At 66.0% G+C, this 21,230-nt stretch carries 17 protein-coding genes, 1 tRNA gene and 1 pseudogene; 11 read left to right on the top strand and 8 right to left on the bottom strand.

Annotated elements, in window-relative coordinates; translation table 11 throughout:
- Positions 1–44 precede the first annotated feature (44 nt).
- The gene (galU, locus tag NV382_RS05250) at positions 45–914 is read left to right on the top strand and encodes a UTP--glucose-1-phosphate uridylyltransferase GalU (protein ID WP_260599471.1); all 870 of its coding nucleotides are present in this window, start codon (positions 45–47) and stop codon (positions 912–914) included.
- Between the two features lie 263 nt (positions 915–1,177).
- Here galU and NV382_RS05255 read toward each other — a convergent pair whose 3' ends face one another.
- From NV382_RS05255 to rpsU, 3 genes are all read right to left on the bottom strand, one after another.
- Positions 1,178–1,729 carry an FKBP-type peptidyl-prolyl cis-trans isomerase gene (locus tag NV382_RS05255; protein WP_260599472.1) on the bottom strand — a complete coding sequence of 184 codons (552 nt, stop codon included), beginning with the start codon at positions 1,727–1,729 and terminating at the stop codon, positions 1,178–1,180.
- 45 nt (positions 1,730–1,774) lie between these two features.
- Positions 1,775–2,410: an FKBP-type peptidyl-prolyl cis-trans isomerase gene (locus NV382_RS05260; RefSeq protein WP_260599473.1), complete on the bottom strand. Its 636-nt coding sequence runs from the start codon at positions 2,408–2,410 to the stop codon at positions 1,775–1,777.
- Between the two features lie 90 nt (positions 2,411–2,500).
- The gene (gene rpsU / locus NV382_RS05265; RefSeq protein WP_069203433.1) at positions 2,501–2,707 is read right to left on the bottom strand and encodes a 30S ribosomal protein S21; all 207 of its coding nucleotides are present in this window, start codon (positions 2,705–2,707) and stop codon (positions 2,501–2,503) included.
- A gap of 318 nt (positions 2,708–3,025) precedes the next feature.
- On the opposite strand from rpsU, the gene cysS reads away from it, so the two are divergent.
- From cysS to NV382_RS05305, 8 genes and pseudogenes are all read left to right on the top strand, one after another.
- A complete protein-coding gene (gene cysS, locus NV382_RS05270) occupies positions 3,026–4,456 on the top strand; it encodes a cysteine--tRNA ligase (RefSeq protein ID WP_260599474.1) in 1,431 nt (476 codons plus the stop codon).
- Between the two features lie 188 nt (positions 4,457–4,644).
- Positions 4,645–5,580 carry a D-2-hydroxyacid dehydrogenase gene (locus tag NV382_RS05275; protein ID WP_260599475.1) on the top strand — a complete coding sequence of 312 codons (936 nt, stop codon included), beginning with the start codon at positions 4,645–4,647 and terminating at the stop codon, positions 5,578–5,580.
- A 411-nt stretch (positions 5,581–5,991) separates the two neighbouring features.
- Positions 5,992–7,362 carry a class II 3-deoxy-7-phosphoheptulonate synthase gene (locus NV382_RS05280; RefSeq protein ID WP_260600315.1) on the top strand — a complete coding sequence of 457 codons (1,371 nt, stop codon included), beginning with the start codon at positions 5,992–5,994 and terminating at the stop codon, positions 7,360–7,362.
- Positions 7,363–7,419: 57 nt separating this feature from the next.
- Positions 7,420–8,520 (top strand): glycosyltransferase, encoded by a 1,101-nt coding sequence (locus NV382_RS05285; RefSeq protein WP_260599476.1) that lies wholly within the window; start codon positions 7,420–7,422, stop codon positions 8,518–8,520.
- Positions 8,521–8,834: 314 nt separating this feature from the next.
- Positions 8,835–9,632, top strand: a complete 798-nt coding sequence (locus tag NV382_RS19625; RefSeq protein WP_418066788.1) for a radical SAM protein — start codon at positions 8,835–8,837, stop codon at positions 9,630–9,632.
- Positions 9,538–10,176 (top strand): annotated as a pseudogene (locus NV382_RS05295) (glycosyltransferase family 4 protein); the annotation flags it as partial. The gene NV382_RS19625 and the pseudogene NV382_RS05295, both read left to right, overlap by 95 nt.
- Before the next feature lie 283 nt (positions 10,177–10,459).
- Positions 10,460–10,855 carry a glycosyltransferase gene (locus NV382_RS05300; protein WP_260600316.1) on the top strand — a complete coding sequence of 132 codons (396 nt, stop codon included), beginning with the start codon at positions 10,460–10,462 and terminating at the stop codon, positions 10,853–10,855.
- Positions 10,841–10,915 (top strand) — tRNA-Glu (locus NV382_RS05305). Before NV382_RS05300 ends, NV382_RS05305 begins: the two co-directional genes overlap by 15 nt.
- A 108-nt stretch (positions 10,916–11,023) precedes the next feature.
- Here NV382_RS05305 and NV382_RS05310 read toward each other — a convergent pair.
- From NV382_RS05310 to NV382_RS05330, 5 genes are all read right to left on the bottom strand, one after another.
- Complete coding sequence (locus NV382_RS05310; RefSeq protein WP_260599478.1) at positions 11,024–12,502, bottom strand: MDR family MFS transporter; 1,479 nt, start codon at positions 12,500–12,502, stop codon at positions 11,024–11,026.
- Between the two features lies 1 nt (position 12,503).
- The gene (locus NV382_RS05315; RefSeq protein ID WP_260599479.1) at positions 12,504–13,346 is read right to left on the bottom strand and encodes an SDR family NAD(P)-dependent oxidoreductase; all 843 of its coding nucleotides are present in this window, start codon (positions 13,344–13,346) and stop codon (positions 12,504–12,506) included.
- 10 nt (positions 13,347–13,356) lie between these two features.
- Positions 13,357–14,331, bottom strand: a complete 975-nt coding sequence (locus tag NV382_RS05320) for an aldo/keto reductase (RefSeq protein WP_260599480.1) — start codon at positions 14,329–14,331, stop codon at positions 13,357–13,359.
- 17 nt (positions 14,332–14,348) lie between these two features.
- Entirely contained in the window at positions 14,349–15,389 is a 1,041-nt protein-coding gene (locus NV382_RS05325; protein ID WP_260600317.1) for an SDR family oxidoreductase, read from the bottom strand.
- Positions 15,390–15,513: 124 nt separating this feature from the next.
- Positions 15,514–16,518, bottom strand: coding sequence for a zinc-dependent alcohol dehydrogenase family protein (locus tag NV382_RS05330; protein WP_260599481.1), 1,005 nt, complete (start codon positions 16,516–16,518; stop codon positions 15,514–15,516).
- A gap of 192 nt (positions 16,519–16,710) precedes the next feature.
- On the opposite strand from NV382_RS05330, the gene NV382_RS05335 reads away from it, so the two are divergent.
- Together NV382_RS05335 and NV382_RS05340 are read left to right on the top strand one after the other, a co-directional pair.
- Positions 16,711–17,622 (top strand): ABC transporter ATP-binding protein, encoded by a 912-nt coding sequence (locus NV382_RS05335; protein WP_260599482.1) that lies wholly within the window; start codon positions 16,711–16,713, stop codon positions 17,620–17,622.
- Positions 17,623–17,628: 6 nt separating this feature from the next.
- Complete coding sequence (locus NV382_RS05340; protein ID WP_260599483.1) at positions 17,629–21,219, top strand: ABC transporter permease/M1 family aminopeptidase; 3,591 nt, start codon at positions 17,629–17,631, stop codon at positions 21,217–21,219.
- Positions 21,220–21,230 lie beyond the last annotated feature (11 nt).

Below are 21,230 nucleotides of genomic sequence, written 5' to 3' on the forward strand. Positions count from 1 at the left end.
TGCAATTCGGCGATTTCCGCCGCTCGTTTTTGGTCAGCAAATCTATGTCCTTCAAGCCGGTCCGCAAGGCCGTATTTCCCGTTGGCGGCCTCGGCACGCGCTTCCTGCCGGCGACCAAGGCGCTCCCCAAGGAAATGCTGCCGATCGTCGATCGCCCGCTGATCCAATATGCGGTGGACGAGGCGATCGCGGCGGGCATCGAGCAGATGATCTTCGTCACCGGCCGCGGCAAATCCGCGATCGAGGACCATTTCGACATCGCCTACGAACTCGAGACGACGATGGCCAATCGTGGCAAGTCGCTCGAGATCCTGAACCAGACGCGGCTCAAGCCCGGCGCCGTTGCCTATGTGCGCCAGCAGGAGCCGATGGGCCTGGGCCACGCGGTATGGTGTGCACGCGATATCATCGGTGACGAGCCATTCGCGGTGCTGCTGGCCGACGATTTCATGGTCGGTGATCCCTGCTGCCTGAAACAGATGGTGGATGCCTATGCCAAGGTTGGCGGCAACATGATCTGCGCGCAGGAAGTGCCGCACGATCAGACGCACATGTACGGCGTCATCACCCCGGGCGCACGCGACGGTGCGCTGACCGAAGTGACCGGTCTCGTCGAAAAGCCAGCGCCGGGCACCGCCCCGTCCAACCTTTCGGTGATCGGCCGCTACATCTTGCAGCCCGAAGTGATGCGCGTGCTGGAGACGCAGGAGAAGGGCGCGGGCGGCGAGATCCAGCTGACCGATGCGATGGCGCGGATGATCGGCACGCAGCCGTTCCACGGGCTGACATTCGATGGTCGGCGGTACGATTGCGGCGACAAGGCCGGCTATGTGCAGGCCAATCTCGCCGTGGCGGTCGGCCGCGAGGATATCGGCGCGACAGTCCGCGCCTTTGCGGTCGATTTGCTGCGCTGAGCGGGGGCGGGTGCGATATCGTTATTAGAGGTTGATGCCCTGAAACCAACCGTTCGTCCTGAGTAGCCCCTTCAACTGCCTGCAAAGGCAGGCGCTCAGGACAGGCATCGAGTAGCGCGAAGCGCGTATCGCAGGACACGCGATCCCGCGCTCCAAGGTGCTTCGATACGAGCCCTCGATACGGCCTGCGGCCTACTCGGTCTCTACTCAGCACGAACGGGTAGGAGTGATTGATCGCGCTTTGATTTCTATTTTTTGAAGGCTTAGCGGCCTTTCCGCTGCTCGGCGCGTGCCCGATCTACTGCGGCGGCCGGCTGGAAATCGACCAGGGTGATGTCGAACACCAGCAGCGCATTGGCGGGGATCGGCCCTGCCCCTGCCGCGCCGTAGCCGAGCGTGGGCGGGATCCACACGCGGTAGCGCGCGCCCTTGTTCATCAGCTTCAACGCCTCGGCAAAACCGGGCACCACGCCTGCCACGGCAAGCGGAGTCGCGCGCGCAGATCGGTCGAACACGGTGCCGTCGGCCAGCCTGCCCTTATATTCCACCAAAGCGACGTCACCGTCACCCGGCCGTGCACCGGCAGCGCCGGCGACAAGCTGCTTGTACTGCAGGCCAGTGGCCGTCTGCGTAACGCCCGGTGTCGTGCGATTGAGCGCGAGATAGGCGGAGACCGGCACGCCGCCTGCGGGCGCCGGGCGGAACAGCAAGGCCAGCACCGCGGTCGCCAGTGCCCCGACCAGCATGCCGATCAGGAGGTAACGGATCTTCACCCGGTTCGACGAGCCTGGCAGTGCGGCTGTAGGCGTGGTCATCCGACGCATCCTGCGGCTGGGCGGGCCGTCATCGGCCCGTCGGACTTAGCGACCGGGTGCGGCACCCGGTGGCGGGCCCTGCACGCCAGGGGCACCCGGTGCGCCCGGCGCGCCGCCCTGCTGCATCATCTGCTGCTGCATCTGCATCTGGCGCACCGTCGCCTCGGGCAGGAAGTCGATCAGCTCGACGTCGAAGATCAGGACGTTCTTGGCCAGCTTGTCGGCGGCAGGATCGAGCGGCGGCGCCCCGGCCGGGCGCGGCGCGCCATAGCCGAGCGTGGGCTTGATCCAGAAGCGGTACTTCGCGCCCTTGGACATCAGCTTCAGCGCTTCGGAGAAGCCGGGCACCACGCCGGTGACGGGCATCGGCTGCGGCTGCGACGACTTGTCGAAGGTGCTGCCATCGGGCAGCTTGCCCTCGTAATTGACCAAAGCGATGTCGGCATCGGTCGGATGTGCGCCACCCGCGCCCGGCGCGATGACCAGATATTGCAGGCCCGAGGGTGTTTCGATCACGCCCTTCTGGCGCTTGTTGGCGGCCAGCAGTCCGACCACCGGATCGCCCGGCGCCATTGCCGCCAGCCCGGCCGCGGCCAGCGCGGCGATGATCACGCCGATCCAGAGGAGCACCAGCACGCCCCGCTTGGTCGGCTGCAACGGAACGGCGGTGATGGTCGACATGCGGGGGCTGCCTTAAGGAAACGACGGCACGCCGCCGGTCAGATATGTCGAGAAAAACAGGAGGGCGGCACAAGGCCGCCCATCACGGTCTTACCGTGCGCCGTCACGCTCCAGGCGCTTGCGCTCCAGCTTGCGCGCACGGCGGATCGCCGCGGCGCGCTCGCGCGCACGCTTCTCGCTCGGCTTCTCGTAATGCCGGCGCAACTTCATCTCGCGATAGACACCTTCGCGCTGCAGCTTCTTTTTCAGGGCGCGCAGCGCCTGGTCGACATTGTTGTCGCGAACGATGATTTGCATGTTGTGTAGACGCTCCGAATGTAAACTGGCCGAATCAATACATAAACGCCGTCGCAGACAGGGTCCGCGCCGCGAAGGCGAGCGCCCTAGCAGTGCCCCCCCGCCGTTTCAAGGCAAAACGCCCGGCGAAGCTGTTCCCCGGCGAAGGCCGGGGCCCAGTTGCGGAGCGATCGATCTTCTGGCGCTACGCTGCATTACCTCTGCCGTCGCGACCGGGGCCCGACCTTTGCCGGGGAACTGCCTTACGGTGCAACCACCCCCCGCCACTTCAACAGGAGGGAGATTTGCACCATCGCGCCACCCCGCTATTGCGGGGGCATGACCGGCACCTCCCTTACGCTCTATAACAGCCTCACCCGCCAGCTCGAGCCGTTCGTCCCGCTCGATCCCGCCAACGTGCGCGTTTATTCGTGCGGGCCGACGGTCTACAATTACGCGCATATCGGCAACCTCAGGGCATATGTCTTCACCGACACGCTCTCGCGCGTGCTGCGGTGGAAAGGCTATCCGCTCACCCACATCATCAACATCACCGATGTCGGTCATCTGACGTCCGACGCCGACGCCGGCGACGACAAGATGGAGGCCGCAGCGCGTGCGCAGGCGACCAGCATCTGGGATATCGCCGCGCATTACACCGCGGCATTCAAGCAGAACCTGCAGGATCTGAACATCCGCTCGCCGGATCGCTTCCCGCTCGCCACCGATCACATCCTCGAGATGATCGCTTTTGCGCAGCAGATCGCCGCCAATTGCTACGAACTCGACAGCGGACTTTATTTCGACACCAGCTCCGTGCCGGATTACGGCCGCCTGGCCGGCACGCGCGAGGACGAGCGTGAGGGGCGGATCGATCCGGTCGCCGGCAAGCGCCATCCGCAGGACTTCGCGATTTGGCGCAAGAGCGAGGCGCACGAGCAACGCCAGATGGAATGGGATTCGCCGTGGGGCCGCGGCGCGCCCGGCTGGCATCTCGAATGCTCGGTGATGAGCCAGAAGTATCTGGGGGCCAATTTCGACATCCACACCGGCGGCATCGATCACCGCGAGATCCACCACCCCAACGAAATCGCGCAGAACCAGGCGCATTGCGGCTGCGCCGATACCGGTGCGACCTTCTGGCTGCACAACAACTTCCTGGTCGAACGATCCGGCAAGATGAGCAAGTCAGGCGGCAGCTTCACCACGCTGCAGACGCTGATCGATCTCGGCGTGCATCCGCTCGCCTATCGGCTGATGTGCCTGCAGGCGCATTATCGCAGTGAGTTGGAATTCAGCCTGGAGAACCTCGCCGCCGCCTTCACCCGTCTCAAGCGGCTGGTGATCGTGGTGCAGGCGCTGCGCGCCCGGGCTGAGGGTGATGCCGAGTCGCCCGATGCCAGTCCGTGGCTCGATCAGCTCGATGCGGCGGTCGCCGACGACCTCAACACGCCGCGCGCGCTGCCGCTGCTGGATGAGATGCTCGCCGACAAGAAGCTCAAGCCCGCACAGCGACTGGGCCTGCTGACGCATTTCGACGAGGTGCTCGGGCTCGACCTGGCCACCCTGCCCCGCGCCGAGCTGCGCCTTCGGCCGGCCGACGCCACGCTGACCGAGGCCGAGATCGATGCGCGCCTGGCCGAACGCCGCGAGGCCCGTGCGGCCAAGGACTTTTCCCGCTCCGACGCGATCCGCGACGATCTCGTCGCCGCGGGGGTCGAGGTGATGGACGGCGATCCGCTCGGCTGGGACTGGAAGCTGGCGCTCTAACGCCGCCCGCACGGGGAGGATTTACTGGAGTTCCGAGGCGCAGCGTGGCTACATGCCGTTCCCCGGCGAAGGCCGGGGTCCAGTTGGGAGGCAGCAATGGCGGGCGCTGCGCTTCGTCACGGCAACCTGTCCGCCTGGGCCCCGCCCTTCGCCGGGGAACTGGCCCGGCCTCGTCATAGGACATCCCCATGAAGCTCGTCCTCCCCGCCCTCGCTCGTCCGCTGCTCGAAGCGCGCCTCCCTGCCGGCCACGACATCGCCTGGGTCGGCACCGTCGACGAAGCGGTGGCCGCGATCGCCGATGCCGATATCGCCTGGGTCGATCTCCCGCCGCAGGGCCTGACCGAACAAGCGGTCAGCGCCGCGCCCCAACTCAAATGGCTGTTCACCGCCATTGCCGGCCTCGATTCGCTCGATCTGCGCGCGCTTGCGGCGCAGGGCACGATCGTCACCAACGGCACCGGCATCAATGCCATTGCCGTCGCCGAATATGCCGTGATGGGCATGCTCGCCGCGGCCAAGCGCTATGACGAGGTCGTTCGCGCTGCCGACCGCCACGATTGGCCGACCAACGCGCCGGGCCGAGTCGAACTCTACGAGACCAAGGCGCTGATCGTCGGCATGGGCGCGATCGGCGCGCTGATCGCCGAGCGCCTCGCCGCGTTCGGCGTTGGCGTGACCGGCGTCACCCGCTCGGGCCGCGACGGCACGTTGACCGCCGACCAATGGCAGGCACGGATCGGCGACTTCGACTGGGTGATCCTGGCCGCCCCCTCGACCGATGCGACCAAGGCGATGATCGGCAAGGACCAACTCGCCGCCATGAAATCCAGCGCCTGGCTGGTCAACATCGCACGCGGCGAGATGGTCGAACAGGACGCATTGATCGCCGCGCTCACCGCCCGCCGCATCGCTGGCGCGTTCCTCGACACGGTCCATCCCGAACCGCTGCCGGCCGATCACCCGCTATGGACCGCCCCGAACGTGCTGCACTCGATGCATCTGTCGGGACGCAGCCAGACCAAGATGTTCGTGCGTGCGGCGACATTGTTCATCGACAATCTGGAGGCGTACCTTGCGGGCAGGCCGATGAAGAACGTGGTCGATCTCGACGCGGGATATTGAAGCCGCGCCACCTTCCACGCAGGCAGCTCCCTGGCGAAGGCCGGGACTCAGTCGCGGTCGTGGCAATGATCGTGCGCCACGCCTGTTTCCTTCTGCTCTACTACTGGGCCCGGCCTTCGCCGGGGAACAGTATAATGGCTCGTGGCACGCCAAGGCCACTTGCCACCTTTACCCCATCAGGGTAAGCCGCCCGGCATGACGACGCTCGCCGGCCTCAAGATCAAACGCTTCCGCGAGGAACGCACGCTCAGCCGCGCCGCGTTCGGCGCCTGGTATGACAGCCCCGGCAGCACCGTCCAGGGCTGGGAAGAACATGGCAAGCGTGCCAGCGGCCCGGTGCTCAACCAGATTGCCGCCAACGGCATCGCCACGCACGCCGACTGGTTCATCACGATTCGCACGGAGAATGACATGAGTAGCTGGGCCCCCGACAGCTGGACGAAGGCCGAAGCGCGTCAGCTCCCGACCTACCCCGACGGCGCCGCCTTGGACGCCGCGACCGAGACGCTGGGCAAGTTCCCGCCGCTCGTCTTCGCCGGCGAAGCGCGCAACCTGACCGCCGACCTGGCGAAGGTATCGCGTGGCGAGGCGTTCCTGCTGCAAGGCGGCGATTGCGCGGAAAGCTTTGCCGAGCATAGCGCAAACAACATCCGCGATACGTTTCGCGTTTTGCTGCAGATGGCGGTGGTCCTGACCTTCGCCTCCAAGCTGCCGGTCGTGAAGCTCGGCCGCATGGCGGGGCAATTCGCCAAGCCGCGCTCGACCGACATGGAGACGATCGGCGGCGTCGAGCTGCCGAGCTATCGCGGCGACATCGTCAACGACATCGATTTCACGCCCGAGGCACGCCTGCCGGATCCGCAGCGCATGATCCGCGCCTACAGCCAGAGCGCCGCCACGCTCAACCTGCTGCGCGCCTTTGCGACGGGGGGGTACGCCAACCTCCACCAGGTGCACCGCTGGACGCACGATTTCATGGGCCGCAGCCCCTGGGCGAAGAAATATACCGAGACCGCCGACCGCATCGGCGAAGCGCTGGACTTCATGGAGGCGTGCGGGATCAGCCCGGAAACGGTGCCGCAGCTGAGCCAGACGCAATTCTATACCAGCCATGAAGCCTTGCTGCTGCGCTACGAACAAGCACTGACGCGGCAGGATTCGCTCACCGGCGATTGGTACGACACCTCGGCGCACATGCTGTGGATCGGCGACCGCACCCGCTTCGAGGGCAGTGCGCATGTCGAATATCTCCGCGGCATCGGCAACCCGATCGGCATGAAGTGCGGGCCAAGCCTGGAACCCGATGCGCTGCTGCGCCTGCTCGACACGCTCAACCCCGATCGCGTCCCCGGCCGCATGACGCTGATCACGCGCTACGGTCATGACAAGATCGAGGCCGGCCTGCCCAAGCTCGTCCGCGCGGTGCTGCGCGAGGGGCATCCGCTGGTGTGGAGCTGCGACCCGATGCATGGCAACACGGTCAAAGCCGTGACTGGCTACAAGACGCGGCCGTTCGATCGCATCCTGGCCGAAGTGCGCGGCTTCTTCGCGGTGCACCGCGCGGAAGGCTCGATCGCCGGTGGCATCCACGCCGAGATGACGGGGCAGAACGTGACCGAATGCACCGGCGGCGCGGTCGACGTAACCGAACAGAGCCTGGCCGATCGCTATCACACGCATTGCGATCCGCGGCTCAATGCCGGGCAGAGCCTCGAGCTGGCCTTCCTGCTGGCCGAGATGCTGAACGTCGAGATGCGGCAGCGGCGCTCCGAAGCAGCCTGATCGTCACAACCCCGAGCCGATGTGCCTGTCGATACCAATAAGCAAAGTCTGCCCGCGATGAACGACCGTCTCGAACTCGCCGTCGTCGTGCCGACCTTCAACGAATCGGCCAACGTGCCGATACTGATCGCGCGGCTCGAAGCGGCGTTGGTCGGTCGTCGCTGGGAAGCGATCTTCGTCGACGACGACAGCCCCGACGGCACTGCCGACGTCGCCCGCGCCATCGCCCAGGCCGACACCCGCGTGCGTGTTGTGCAGCGGATCGGCCGGCGCGGGCTATCGTCTGCCTGTATCGAGGGAATCTGCGCCACCGCCGCACCGATCGTCGCGGTGATCGACGGCGACCTGCAGCATGACGAGACGATCCTGCCCGTCATGCTCGCAGCACTCGACGCCGATCCGACGCTCGACCTCGCGATCGGGTCGCGCTTCGTGGCCGGCGGCGGCACCGGCGACTGGGACAGCGATCGGGTCGCCAAATCCGCCTTCGCCACCCGGCTCGCGCGCGGCGTGCTGAAGGCGGAGCTGAAGGATCCGATGAGCGGCTATTTCATGATTCGCACCCACATCGTGCGCGATCTCACCCGCGACATGTCGGCGATCGGCTTCAAGATCCTGCTCGACATCATGACGACCAGCCCCAGGCCGCTCGTCTTCCGCGAGTTCGCCTATACGTTCCGCGTGCGCACCCAGGGCGAGAGCAAGCTCGACCATGTCGTCGCGATGGAATTCCTGATCGCGCTGTACGATCGGATGTTCGGGCATGTCGTGCCGGTGCGCTTTGCCATGTTCTCGGCGATCGGGCTGCTCGGCCTGCTCATACATTTGACGGTGCTCGGCACCTTGTTCGTCGGCCTGGGCGAAAGCTTTCGCACCGGCACGATCGTCGCGACCGGCATCGCCATGACGTTCAACTTCTTCCTCAACAACGCGCTCACCTACCGCGAGCTGCGCTTGAAGGGCGTACGGGAATTGCTCGGCGGCTGGGTGTCGTTCTGTCTCGTCTGCTCGGTGGGCGCCATCGCAAATGTCGGCGTCGCGGAATTTCTCCACGGCGTACAGGCGCGCGAATGGGCCTTGTCCGCGACGATCGGTGTATTAGTCGGTGCCGTGTGGAATTACGCCATGTCGTCGCGCTTCGTCTGGGGCCGGTACTAAGCAGAAGCGCCGCGCCGGCGAGTATTTCATGACGCAGCATAAGTACATCTTAACGCACAGATGGCATCACCGTGTCCGCAATTGCGGCAGGAAGTCCATCCATGACCATCGAAAGCATCGCCCGTTCGCTCGCCCGCAGCGTACCCGCCTCCGCCCCTGCGCTGAAGGCAGGTTACCGTGCCAGCGAACGCATGCTCAGCACGCTGGGTGGCAATTGGCCGTCATTGATCCGCGCACGGACCGAGAAGATCACCATCGCCATCACCGCACATTGCAATCTGCGATGCAAGGGCTGCAAATATGGTCGCGACCTCATGCCGGGCGCACAGCTGCCACTAGAAACCGTCCGCCTGTTGCTGGAAGACGCCGCCGCCGCAAAGGTGCCGGCGGTGCGCCTTTACGGCGGAGAGCCGCTGCTCCACCCCAACGTCGTCGACATGGTCCGGATCTCGAACGATCTCGGCGTTGGCTGCTACATGACCACCAATGCGCCGATCCTCGACAAGAAGATCGCGGCACTCCACGCCGCGGGCCTGCGCAAGGTGACAATCGGCTATTATGGGCAGGATGGCGCGTTCGACGACTACGTGCAGCGCCCCGGCCGCTTCGCGCGGCTGATCGAGAGTCTCGAAAACACCCGCGCGATGTTCGGGCCGGAAGAGCTCGATATCCAGATGAACTTCCTGCTGAGCCGCCGCCGCCAATCTCGCCGCGGTCGACGAGATGGCCGCGTTCGCGCACCGCTTCCAGGCCAGCATCCATTTCGACGTAGTGCATTACTCCCTGCCCTATTTCGACGAAGGCGAGGATCGCGAGTTGCAGTTCCGCCCGGAGGACAAGCCTGCGGTCGATCTCGTCATCAACCACTTGCTCAGGCTCAAGATGGCCGATCCCAAGCTCTTCACCGAAAGCGCCACCGCGATCGCCGCCTTCGCCGACTGGGCGCTCAAGCAGCAGGACATGCGAATCCCGTGCGACGCGCGCAAATTGCTGTGGGTCGGCGCCGACGGCTCGGTGATGCTGTGCTACGTCACCTTCCCGCTCGGCAATCTGCACGAGAAGCGGCTGAGCGAGATCCTCTACCAGGAGGCCCACCACCAGGCCGCGCGTGATGCGTTCCAGCTCAACTGCCCCAATTGCCCATCGCGAGGCCGCGTCGCGCGTCGAGAAGCATGCGCCATCGTTCCGCAAATATTCGAAGGACGCAGCGGACCGCCTGATGGCGCGCTGACCGGCATGATCCGCGTCGCCCATCTGCTCCCCAACATGGTCACCGGAGGGCGCGAACGGATCGTCGCCGATCTCTGCGCGCAGGCAACGGGGGTGGGTATCCAGCCGATCGTCATCACCTACGATCCGCCCCCAGCCGAAGCCGCGCAGATCGATCTCGGCCACACCCCCGTCTTCGCTCTCGATCGCCGCGATCCGGCCTTCACCGCCCGATTGCGCGACCGGCTCACCACGAGCCGCATCGACGTGCTCCACGCCCAAGGCCATGTCCCGGCGGCACTCGCACGGCCTGCGTTGGGCGATGTGCCGATGCTCGCCACGTTGCACATCGCACTCGGCAATGGCTGGCGCTGGGCGATGCCGGTCGCGCGCGGACTCCGCGCCGCAGCAGCCGTCACTGCCGTATCGGACGACCTCGCGCGCCGCTACCGCGCGCTGGCCAACCAGCCGATCGCCACCATACCCACCGGTGTCGATCTCGACCGCTTTACCCCTGCACACGATCGCGTGCCCACCGCCGACTTCACCATCGGCATCGCCGCACGCCTGCATCCCGTCAAACGCCATGGGCACGCGGTCGCCGCCTGCCGAATCCTGCAAGACCGCGGCGTGCGGTACCGGCTGCGCATCGCCGGCCAAGGATCGGAGGCCGCCCGGCTCACGCACCTCGCCCGCGGCCTAAACGTCGTTCGACGGAGACGTTGCCGCCATGCCAGAATGGCTCGCCAGTCTCGACGCCTTCCTGCTCGTATCCGATCACGAAGGCACCCCGGCCGCGCTGCTGGAGGCGATGGCGTGCGGGCTCCCCTGCATCGCTACCCATGTCGGCGGTGTCCCGGCATTGGTGCAGGACACAGCGTTGTTCATCCCCCGCCGCGCGCCAACGGCAATCGCGGATGCCGTCCGGCACCTTGCTGCCAATCCGATCCTCCGCGCCCGGCTCGCGAGCGCCGCCAGGCGCCGCGCCGCGCTATATTCGACCCTTGTACAGGCCGCCGCCTATGCCCAACTCTATCGCAATCTAGTGGACAGCCGGCACATCGCCACCTTGACGCCCGCCGCCCCGCACCGTAGAGCGCGCGCTTCGCATGGCCCCTTCGTCTAGCGGTTAGGACGACGCCCTCTCACGGCGTAAGCACGAGTTCGATTCTCGTAGGGGTCACCAGCGACATCACCCGATAGCGGCAGCGGCGTAAGTGCGAGTTAGATTCTCGTAACGGTCACCAGCGCCGCCATCGACATCCTTATCGGATGCCCCCACGCGCCCCGTCGGTTACGCGGCGACCTTGCGGCTCGATGCCACTCGCGGCACGAACACCGATAGCGCCAGCGTCACGGCGGCGATTACGAACACACCCCAGAAGGTGAGGTGCAGGCCGTGGGCCAGCGCCGCGCGGCTGGCGGCGCCGTCCACTGCGGGTCCGTGCGCCACGAGCAATTGCTGCACCTGTTCCAGCGACCCGGCATGCCCGCGTGCCAGGCTGAGGTTGAGCACGGCGCCCAGCACCGTCGCACCCAATGTGCTGCCAAGATTGCGTGCGAACAGGTTGGAGGCGGTGGCCGCGCCGCGCTCGGCCCAGCCGACGCTGTCCTGGATCAACACGATTGCGGCGGTGCTGAAGAATCCCATGCCGAACCCCATCACCAGCGAGCCCAGTCCTGCGACCAGCGGCGACATGGTCGGCGACAGGATGACGAAGGCAACGGCGCCCAGCGGCAGCAAGGCGGCACCCACGATCAGGATCGGGCGCAGGCCGAAGCGGGCGAAGTTGCGCGCGCCGAGCGTCGCGGCGATCGGCCAGCCGAGCACCATCGCGGTCAACATGAACCCAGCGACCAGCGGCGAATGCCCCATCACCGCCTGCACATACATCGGCAGGAACGTGGTGAGCCCGATCACCGCCATGCCGCTGAACAAGGTCGCCGCATTGGTCGCGGCGAGTGAACGGTGCGCCCATAGCCCAAAGGCGATCATCGGATCGCGCGCGCGGCGCTCCTGCAGGACGAACAATATCCCGGCGACGACGAACACCAGCCCGGCCGCCAGCGTCATCGACCCGGCCCCGGCGCCCGCCTCGGTCAGCGCGACCATCAGTGCGGCGACCGCGACCGTGAACAGCCCCGCGCCCGCGACATCGACGCTGCGCGATTCGGTGGACACCGTCTCCTTCAGGAACAGGAAGAAGCCGGCCGCTGCCGCCAGCCCGATCGGCACGTTGATCCAGAAGATCCATGCCCAGCTGACATGCTGGATGATCAGCCCGCCCGCCAGCGGGCCGACGACCGAGGAAACGCCCCAGACGCTGGCCAGCCAGCCCTGCACGCGGCCACGCTCGTGCGCCGGATACAAGTCGCCGATGACGGTGATCGACACCGGCTGGATCGCGCCCGCGCCGATCCCCTGGATCAGGCGGAAGGCGATCAGCGACGGCATCGACCAGGCCAGCCCGCACAGCACCGAACCGATGAGGAAGATGCCGATGCCCGCCAGCAGCACCGATCGCCTGCCGTAAAGATCGGCCAGCTTGCCGAACACCACGGTGGTGGCGGTTTGCGCCAGCAGGAAGGATGAGAAGACCCAGGAATAAAGCTGCAGGTTGCCGAGCTGCCCGGCGATCTGCGGCATGGCGGTCGACACGATCGTCGCCTCGATCGCGATCATGAACGATGCCGCCATCACCGCGGCGAGCACGAACGGGCGGCGCACCGCAGGCGGCGTGGAGTCGGCAATCGTGGTGGCAGATGCGTTCACGTCAGGAATCGCCTTGCATATGCGCGGCAAAGGCGTCGGCATGATCGGGGTGCCAGCGCGACAGCGCCGGTCGGTTTTCGAGGATGTCGCCCGCGGCCCAGGCAATCCGCCGCAGGTCCATCTCACGCGTGACGTCATTGTCCGGGCACAGGATGTAGAAATCACCGCGCGCCAAAGCGGGCAGCATGAAATCGACGACCTCTTCCGCGCTCCACGCCGCGTCGGGCTTTTCGGCAACGCCGCGACGCTGGGTGAAGCCGGTATAGGTGAAGCCCGGGATCAGCAGGTGCGCGGTGATGCGGCCGTCGGTGGCGAGCAGATCGTGCGCCAGGCTTTCGGTCAGCGCCTTCAGCGCCGCCTTGCTGACATTGAAGGCGGTGTCACCGGGCGGCAGCGTGACGCCCTGTTTGGAGCCCGTGTTAATGATCGCGCACGGCCAGGCCGCAGTCTGCATCGGCGGCAGGAAGGCTTGCACGCCGTACACGGCGCCCATCAGGTTGGTCGCAAGCGTCTGTTTCCAGACCGCCGCCCCCGCAAGGATACCGCCGCCGCCTTCGCGCCCGGCATTGTTCATCAGCAGCGAGACCTGGCCGAGCGCTTCCGCTGCCCTGGCCAGGGCAAGGACGTCGCCGGCGTTGCTGACATCGGTGCGCAGTGCCGTCACATCGATGCCCTCGCTGCGCAAGGCGACCACCGCCACGGCGAGTTGCTCCGCCGCGATGTCGGCGAGCAGGATGCGCATGCCCGCCGCGCCGAGCCGGCGCGCGGTGGCAAGGCCGATGCCGCTCGCGCCACCGGTGATCACGGCAACGCGACCGGCGGCGATCGCCGGATGATCAGTCATGTGAAAGTCCTCAGGCAGGCGTTGGCGCATCGGCGGGGATCAACCCCGCGCTCTTCAATTCCTGCCACACGGCGGGGTCGACGGTGGCGGCCATGAGGCGCGCATTCTCCTCCACCTTCTCGCGGCGTTTGGCGCCGGGGATGATCGCCGCGACCACGGGGTGCGCCGCGCAGAATTGCAGCGCAGCGGCGCGGATGTCGGCGCCATGCGCCTCGCAGATGTCGGCAATACGGTCGCGCTTGGCGATCATCTCGGGCGGCGCCTCGGCATATTCGAAAGTCCGCCCGCCGGCGAGTAGCCCCGAATTGTACGGCCCGCCGACGACGACGTGCACGCCGCGCTCAGCGCACATCGGGAACATGCGATCGAGCGCCGGCTGGTTGAGCAGGCTGTATCGACCGGCAAGCAGGAACACGTCGGGATCCGCCTGCTCCATCGTGCGGATGCACGGCTCGGTCAGGTTGACGCCCAGCCCCCAGCCCTTGATCACGCCCTGCTCGCGCAGGTCCGTCAAAGCGCGGAACGCGCCGGTGCGCGCGATCTCGAACTGCTCCTCCCATGCATCGCCAAGATGATCGGCGGCGAGATCGTGAACGAAGGCAATGTCGATCTGCGCGAGACCGAGCCGCTGAAGGCTGTCGTCCACCGAACGCATCGTCGCGTCATAGGAATAATCGCTCTTGACGCGGAACGGCAGCCCTTCGACGAACGGGCCATTGTCCGGCCGACTGGCGTCGGGGCGCAACAGCCGCCCGACCTTGGTCGACAGCACGAACGCTTCGCGCGGGTAGCGGCGCAGGATGTTGCCGAAGCGATGCTCCGACAGGCCACTGCCATAGTGCGGCGCGGTGTCGAAATAGCGCACATCGCTGTCCCACGCCGCGGTCAGCGCCGCCTCGGCGGTCGCTTCATCGACCACCTCAAACATGTTGCCGAGCGGCGCGCCGCCAAAGCCGAGCGGTCCCGGAGGAGCGAAATGGGTCATCGGTCAGGTCCTCGGATTCAGGGCAGGATATGCTGGCGCTTCAGGCTGTCGATTGCGGTCAGCAGCGACGCGGTCGAGTTCATGCGCTCGGTAAACCCGTGCTCGTAGATTTTGTTCACATCGGAAATGACGTCGGTCTCGGTGTTGAAGATGAAATCGCCGAAGCCCCAGCCGATCAGGCCGTCATAATCCGGCTGCACCATCCCGTGCCGCTCGGCGAGCGTGCGCCATAGCGGCCCCTTGTCGGCCATGTGCTTGGCGAGCTTCAGCGGCACCGGTGCGGCCGTTTCCAGGCCAAGGTGACGGGCGATATCGTCCCACATCCGCTCCCAGCGAAAGGTATCGCCATTGGTGACGTTGAACGCCTCGCCCCCTGCCCGCTCGCTCGTCGCCGCCCAGCGGCTGGCGCGCGCGAGCAGCCCGGAATCGGTGAACTGCACGAGCTGCTTGAACGCCCGGTCGGTGCCGGGAAAGCGCAACGGCACGCCAAGCGTCCGGCTGATCTCCGCAAACGCACCGACCACCAGGGCGATGTTCATGGGATTGCCCCAGATATCGCCGACCACCACGTCGGGGCGCAGAGCCACGTAATCCCACCGGCTGCGGGCCGCGCGGTCGCGCAGTTCCGCCTCCTGCGCCCTATACAGATTAGGCGGCATGTGCGGCGGATCGCTCTCGCGCGCCGGCGTCGGCACATGCGCGCCCAGATGGATGCCGTAGATCTTGAAGCCCTGATAGATGATCACGCGCTGCAGCGGCGCACCCGCCGCCTCGAGCCCGTTCAGCAAATTGCCCAGCATTGCCGCATTGCGTGTTGCCTCGGTGGCGAGATCCGCATCGGGTGCCAGCGCCGCGTAGAACACATGCGTCGTGTCCTTGGCATTGCGGAGCGCCGCGGCCGTTGCCTCGGCATCGGTCAGGTCGGCCTGGATCGAGCCGCCGCGCGTCGGACGGCGCGCGAGTCCGCGCACCGTCCAGTCGTTGCCTTTCAGCTCACGCACTACGGCATCGCCAATGATCCCGCCGGCGCCGGCGACCAGCGCCGTGCCGGCCGTCATTGCGACCACCCCGTTCTCCCGCGAAAGCGGGAGTCCAGAGTCACAACGGCTGTGCTGTGAGGCTCCTGGCCTTCCGCCTCCGCGGGAGAACGGCAAATCGCAGCAGTCAGCGGTGAGTGGCTCATTACCACTCGATCCCGATCTTGCCGAAATGCTCGCCGCCTTGCTGCATCCGGAACGCGTCGGCGAGTTGATCGAGCGGGAAGCGGCGGTCGACGACGGGCTTGATCCCGCTGGTTTCCAGCGCGCGCACGAAATCCTGCTGTTCGCGCCGGCTGCCGACAATCAGGCCCTGCAGCCGCGCCTGCTTGCTCATCAACGCCGCCGTCGGCACCTCGCCGCTGGCACCCGTCAGCACGCCGATCAGCGAGATATGTCCGCCGACGCGCACGGCCTTGATCGACTGCGCCAGCGTACCCGGCCCACCGACCTCGACGACATGATCGACGCCGCGCCCGGCCCAGTCGAGCACCTTCTGGCCCCACTCCGGGTCCTCACGATAGTTGAGCGTGAAATCGGCGCCCATCGCCTCTGCCCGCGCGAGCTTCTCGTCCGAGGAGGAGGTGATCGCGACGGTCGCCCCCATCAGCTTGGCGATCTGCAACGCCCAGATCGACACGCCGCCCGTGCCCAGCAACAGCACGGTGTCGCCCGCCTTCAGCTTGCCGTCGACGATCAGCGCGCGCCACGCCGTCAATCCTGCGGTGGTGATCGCCGCCGCCTCGACCGCGTCATAGCCCTTGGGCGCATGCGTGAAGGCAGTCGCCGGCAGCACGACCTGTTCGCGCGCAAAGCCATCGATCCCGTCGCCCGGCGTTCGGGAGAAATCGCCGATCGTGGGGGTGCCATCCTGCCAATCGGGGAAGAAGCAGGATACGACCATGTCGCCCACCGCGAATTCGGTGACACCCGCCCCGACCGACTCGACCACGCCGGCACCATCGGCAAGCGGTATGCGGCCGTCGTCGCTCGGCATGTTCCCGGTGACGATGCCGAGATCGTGATAGTTGAGCGAGCTGCCGTGCAGCGCGACGCGGATCTCGCCCGCGGCCGGTTCGCCCGGTGTCGCGCGGTCGCTGATCGATAGCTGGTCCAACCCACCGGGCGACCGCAACGTAACTGTTTTCATGCTGATTTCCTTGTGCTCGCCGAACCGAACGCACGGATGCCGAAAGCTTTCCCTCTGCCCAGCTCAAGCGGCACCCATTGACCCCGGCCAGCCTCGCGCATCGCCTCTGCCGCCCGCTCACGGCTCGATCCAACCGTGCTTTACATCGGCAACACAGCTGATAATTTCTGCCTCGTAACGGGGGAATCACAGATGCTCGAACTGGCACATGTAACGCATGTCTACGCCAACGGAACGCGCGCGCTCGACGATGTCAGCCTGACCATCCCCAACGGCATGTTCGGGCTGCTCGGCCCCAATGGCGCCGGCAAATCAACACTGATGCGCACCGTGGCGACGTTGCAGACGCCGACGTCGGGCACGATCCGCTTCGGCGAGATCGACGTGATCGCCAACCCCGAGGCGCTGCGTGAATCACTCGGCTATCTGCCGCAGGATTTCGGCGTCTACCCGCGCGTATCGGCCTATGACATGCTCGATCACATGGCGGTCCTAAAGGGCGTCGCCTCGGCGCGCGAGCGCAAGGAAACGGTCGAGACGTTGCTCAACCAGACCAATCTCTGGTCGGTGCGCAAGAAGGCGATCGCGGGTTTTTCCGGCGGCATGCGGCAGCGCTTCGGCATCGCCCAGGCGCTGATCGGCAATCCCGGCCTGATCATCGTCGACGAGCCGACCGCCGGCCTCGATCCCGAAGAGCGCAACCGCTTCCTCAACCTGCTGGCCGAGATCGGCGAGAACGTGGTGGTGATCCTGTCGACCCATATCGTCGAGGATGTCGCCGATCTGTGCCCGCGCATGGCGGTGCTGGCGGCGGGGAGAATCCAGCTGGAGGGCGCCCCGCTCGACCTGATCGAGCAGACGCGCGGCAATGTCTGGGCCAAGACGATCGGGCGCGACGAGCTGGAGGACAGCCGGCGGCAGTACGAGGTGATCTCCACCCGGCTGTTCGCCGGGCGGACGATCATCCACATCCTGTCGAACGACGATCCCGGCGACGGGTTCACGCGCGCCGAGGGCGGGTTGGAGGACGTGTATTTCTCCACCCTCGCCCGGTCGCGCCGCGTGCCGGCGGCCGAAGCTACCTCCTCCACCGTCGCGGCCTGAGCGCAGATGTTCGGCCAGATCGCCCGCTTCGAGCTGCGCTACCAGTTGCGCAATCCGGTCTTCTGGACCGTCTCGATCCTGTTCTTCCTGCTGACCTTCGGGGCGATGACGGTCGATCAGATCCAGATCGGCAGCGGCGCCAACATCCACAAGAACGCGCCCGTCGCGATCGCCAATATCCACCTGATCATGTCGCTGTTCTTCATGTTCGTGACGACGGCGTTCGTCGCCAACGTGATCGTGCGCGACGATGAGAGCGGGTTCGGCCCGATGGTTCGATCGACCCGCGTGAGCAAGTTGGATTACCTGCTCGCCCGCTTCCTCGGCGCGTTCGCCGCAGCGGCGGTGGCCTTTGCGGCGATCCCGCTGGCGATCTGGCTCGGCTCGCTGATGCCCTGGATCGATCCCGAGAAACTCGGGCCCAATCGCCTCGGCGATTACGCCTATGCCTATTTCCTGCTCGCTTTGCCCAACGTCTTCCTGACGTCGGCGATCTTCTTCGCGGTCGCGACGATGACGCGATCGATGATGTATTCCTATCTCGGCGTGATCGTCTTCCTGGTGCTGTATCTGGCGCTGAGCACGATCCTGCGCACCAAGCCCGAATGGCGCACCTTCGGCAGCTACATCGAGTTGTTCGGCCTGGGCGCGTTCAATACGACCACGCGCTATTGGACGGCAAGCGACGCCAATGCCGGCCTGCCCGCCTTTGCCGGCGTGTTGGTGTGGAACCGCCTGATCTCGATCGCGATCGGCCTGCTGGCGATCGCCATCGCCTATGCCCGCTTCAGTTTTGCCGAACGCGGCCTGTCCAAGCGCAAGCTGCGCCGGCAGCAACACAAGACGGCGAAGCTCGCGGCAACGGCGCCGGTGCTGGTCGACACCCTGCCCGCCGCTCGACCCGCCCAGGCGGCGTGGACACGGCTCCTCGCGCGGTGCCGGTTCGAGATGGCTCTGGTGTTCCGCAGCCCGGCCTTTCTCGTGCTGTTGCTGATCGGGCTGTTCAATGCCGTTTCCGGGCTGCTCTTCTCGGGCGAGCAATATGGCACGCCGATCCGCCAGCTGACCTTTGCGGTGATCGGTACGCTGCAGGGCAGCTTCTCGATCATCCCGATCATCATCGCGATCTATCATGCCGGCGAACTGGTCTGGCGAGACCGCGAGCGCGGCATGCACGAGATCGTCGACGCGACGTCGCTGCCCAATTGGGCCTATCTCGTGCCCAAGGTGCTCGCCATCACCGGCGTGCTGTTCGCCACCACCATCGTCTCGGTGGTAGCCGCCTGCCTGATCCAATTGGCGCGCGGCCAGACCGATTTGGCGCTGGGCCAGTATTTCGCCTGGTACGTGCTGCCGATGACCGCCGATGCGCTGATCCTCGCGATCCTCGCCGTGTTCATCCAGGCGCTGTCGCCCAACAAATATGTCGGCTGGGCGATCATGGTGATCTACCTCGTCGCGACCATCACGCTGACCAGCATGGGGTTCGAACACCCGCTGTATCAATATGGCAGCACCGGCAACGTCCAGCTGTCGGACATGAATGGCGACCAGATCGGTGGCCCGCGCGCCTGGTGGTTGCGGCTCTATTGGGGCGGCGTGGCGCTCGCTTTGTGCGTGTTCGCCCACCTGCTGTGGCGGCGCGGCACCGAGACCCGGCTGAAACGACGGCTGCTGCAGCTGCCGGGTCGGTTGATCGGCGTGCCCGGCGCCGTGCTGGCGGGCGCGCTGCTCGTCACGGCGGCGAGCGGCGCGTACCTCTACCACGACATGAACGTGATCAACACGTACCGCACCGCGCCGGACGGCGAGCGTCGCCTGGCCGAATATGAAAAGAAATACCTCAAATATGCCGCGCTGAAGCAGCCGTCGGTTACCGACATGCGGCTGAACGTGGCGCTCTATCCCGACCAGCGCCGGATGGAGGCAAGCGGCACATACGTCTTCGTCAACGATACCGGCGCGCCGCTGCGCGACCTCCACGTCCGGCTGATGCACGATCAGACGCGGCTCGGCACCGTCACCATCCCCGGCGCGCGGCTGGTGATGAACGACGACGACCTGCATTATCGCATCTATCGCTTTGCCACGCCGCTGACACCTGGCGCGCGTGGTACGCTGACCTTCGCCTCGACGCGCTGGCAGCGCGGCATCGTCGCCAATAACGACGATACGCGCGTGGTCGGCAACGGCACTTTCCTGCAGAACGAGGAACTCGCGCCGCAACTGGGCATGAGCCGCGACGGCATGCTGCAGGATCGCGCCAAACGCCGCAAATACGGCCTGCCGCCCGAACTGCGCATGGCCAAGCTCGAGGATCGCTCGGCACAGGCGCGCAACGAAATCGGCGATGCCCCGTGGGTGCGCTCCGACATCACCGTCTCGACGATCGCTGGCCAGGTGCCGGTCGCGCCGGGTCGCAAGGTGAGCGATACGACCAGTGGCGGTCGCCGCACCGCACGCTATGTATCGACGGTGCCGATCCTCGCCTTCTTCTCGGTGCAGTCGGCAGCCTATGCCGAGAAATCGCGCACGGCGGACGGCACCAACCTTACCGTCTTCTACGATCCGCAGCATGCCTTCAACGTGGATCGCATGCTGGATGCGATGCAGCGCTCGCTGCGTTACTACCGCGCCAATTTCGGCCCCTACCAGTTCGACTATGCGCGCATCCTCGAATTCCCCGGCTACGCCAGCTACGCGCAGGCCTTCGCCGGCACGATCCCCTATTCGGAACGGATCGGGTTCATCGCGGACGGGCGCGATGCCGAGAAGATCGATTATGTCAGCTACGTCACCGCGCACGAGCTCGGCCACCAATATTGGGGGCACCAACTGGTCGGCGCCGACATGCAGGGCGGCACGATGCTGGTCGAGACGATGGCGCAATATTCTGCGCTGATGGTGATGAAGCACCAATATGGCGAGGACAAGATCCGCCGCTTCCTCAAGTACGAACTCGATTCCTACCTCCGGTCACGTGGTGGCGAGGTGATCGAGGAACTGCCGCTCGATCGTGTCGAGGGCCAGGGGTACATTCACTACCGCAAGGGCTCGCTGGTAATGTACCTGCTGCAGGATCGGCTTGGCGAGGCGCGGGTCAACGCCATGTTGCGCCTGCTGCTCGACCGCTATCGCTTCAAGGGCAAGCCGTATCCGCGCTCGCTCGATCTCGTCCAGGGCTTCCTGTCGCTCGCCCGTACCCCCGCTGAACGGCAGTTGGTGAGCGACCTGCTCGATCGCATCACGGTGTACGACCTGAAGACAAAGACCGCGCAGACCCGCAAGCTGGCCAACGGCACGTACGAAACCACACTGACCGTCGATGCCGCCAAATTCTATGCCAGCGGCACCGGTGTCGAAAAGGCCGCGCCACTCGCCGACACGATCGACATCGGCGTCTTCGATCAGCGCCCAGGGCTGGGCAATTTCGCCGCGCGCGACGTCATCCTGAAGGAACGCCGGCCAATCGTCTCGGGCGTGCAGACGATACGGGTCGTGACGAAGCGCAAGCCCGCCTTTGCCGGCATCGATCCCTACAACATGTACGTGGACCGCAACGGCGACGACAATGTGGTGTCGGTAACGTCGGACTGAATTCGACCAGG

Origin of the sequence: Sphingomonas endolithica (assembly GCF_025231525.1) — a bacterium.
GTDB lineage: Bacteria > Pseudomonadota > Alphaproteobacteria > Sphingomonadales > Sphingomonadaceae > Sphingomonas > Sphingomonas endolithica.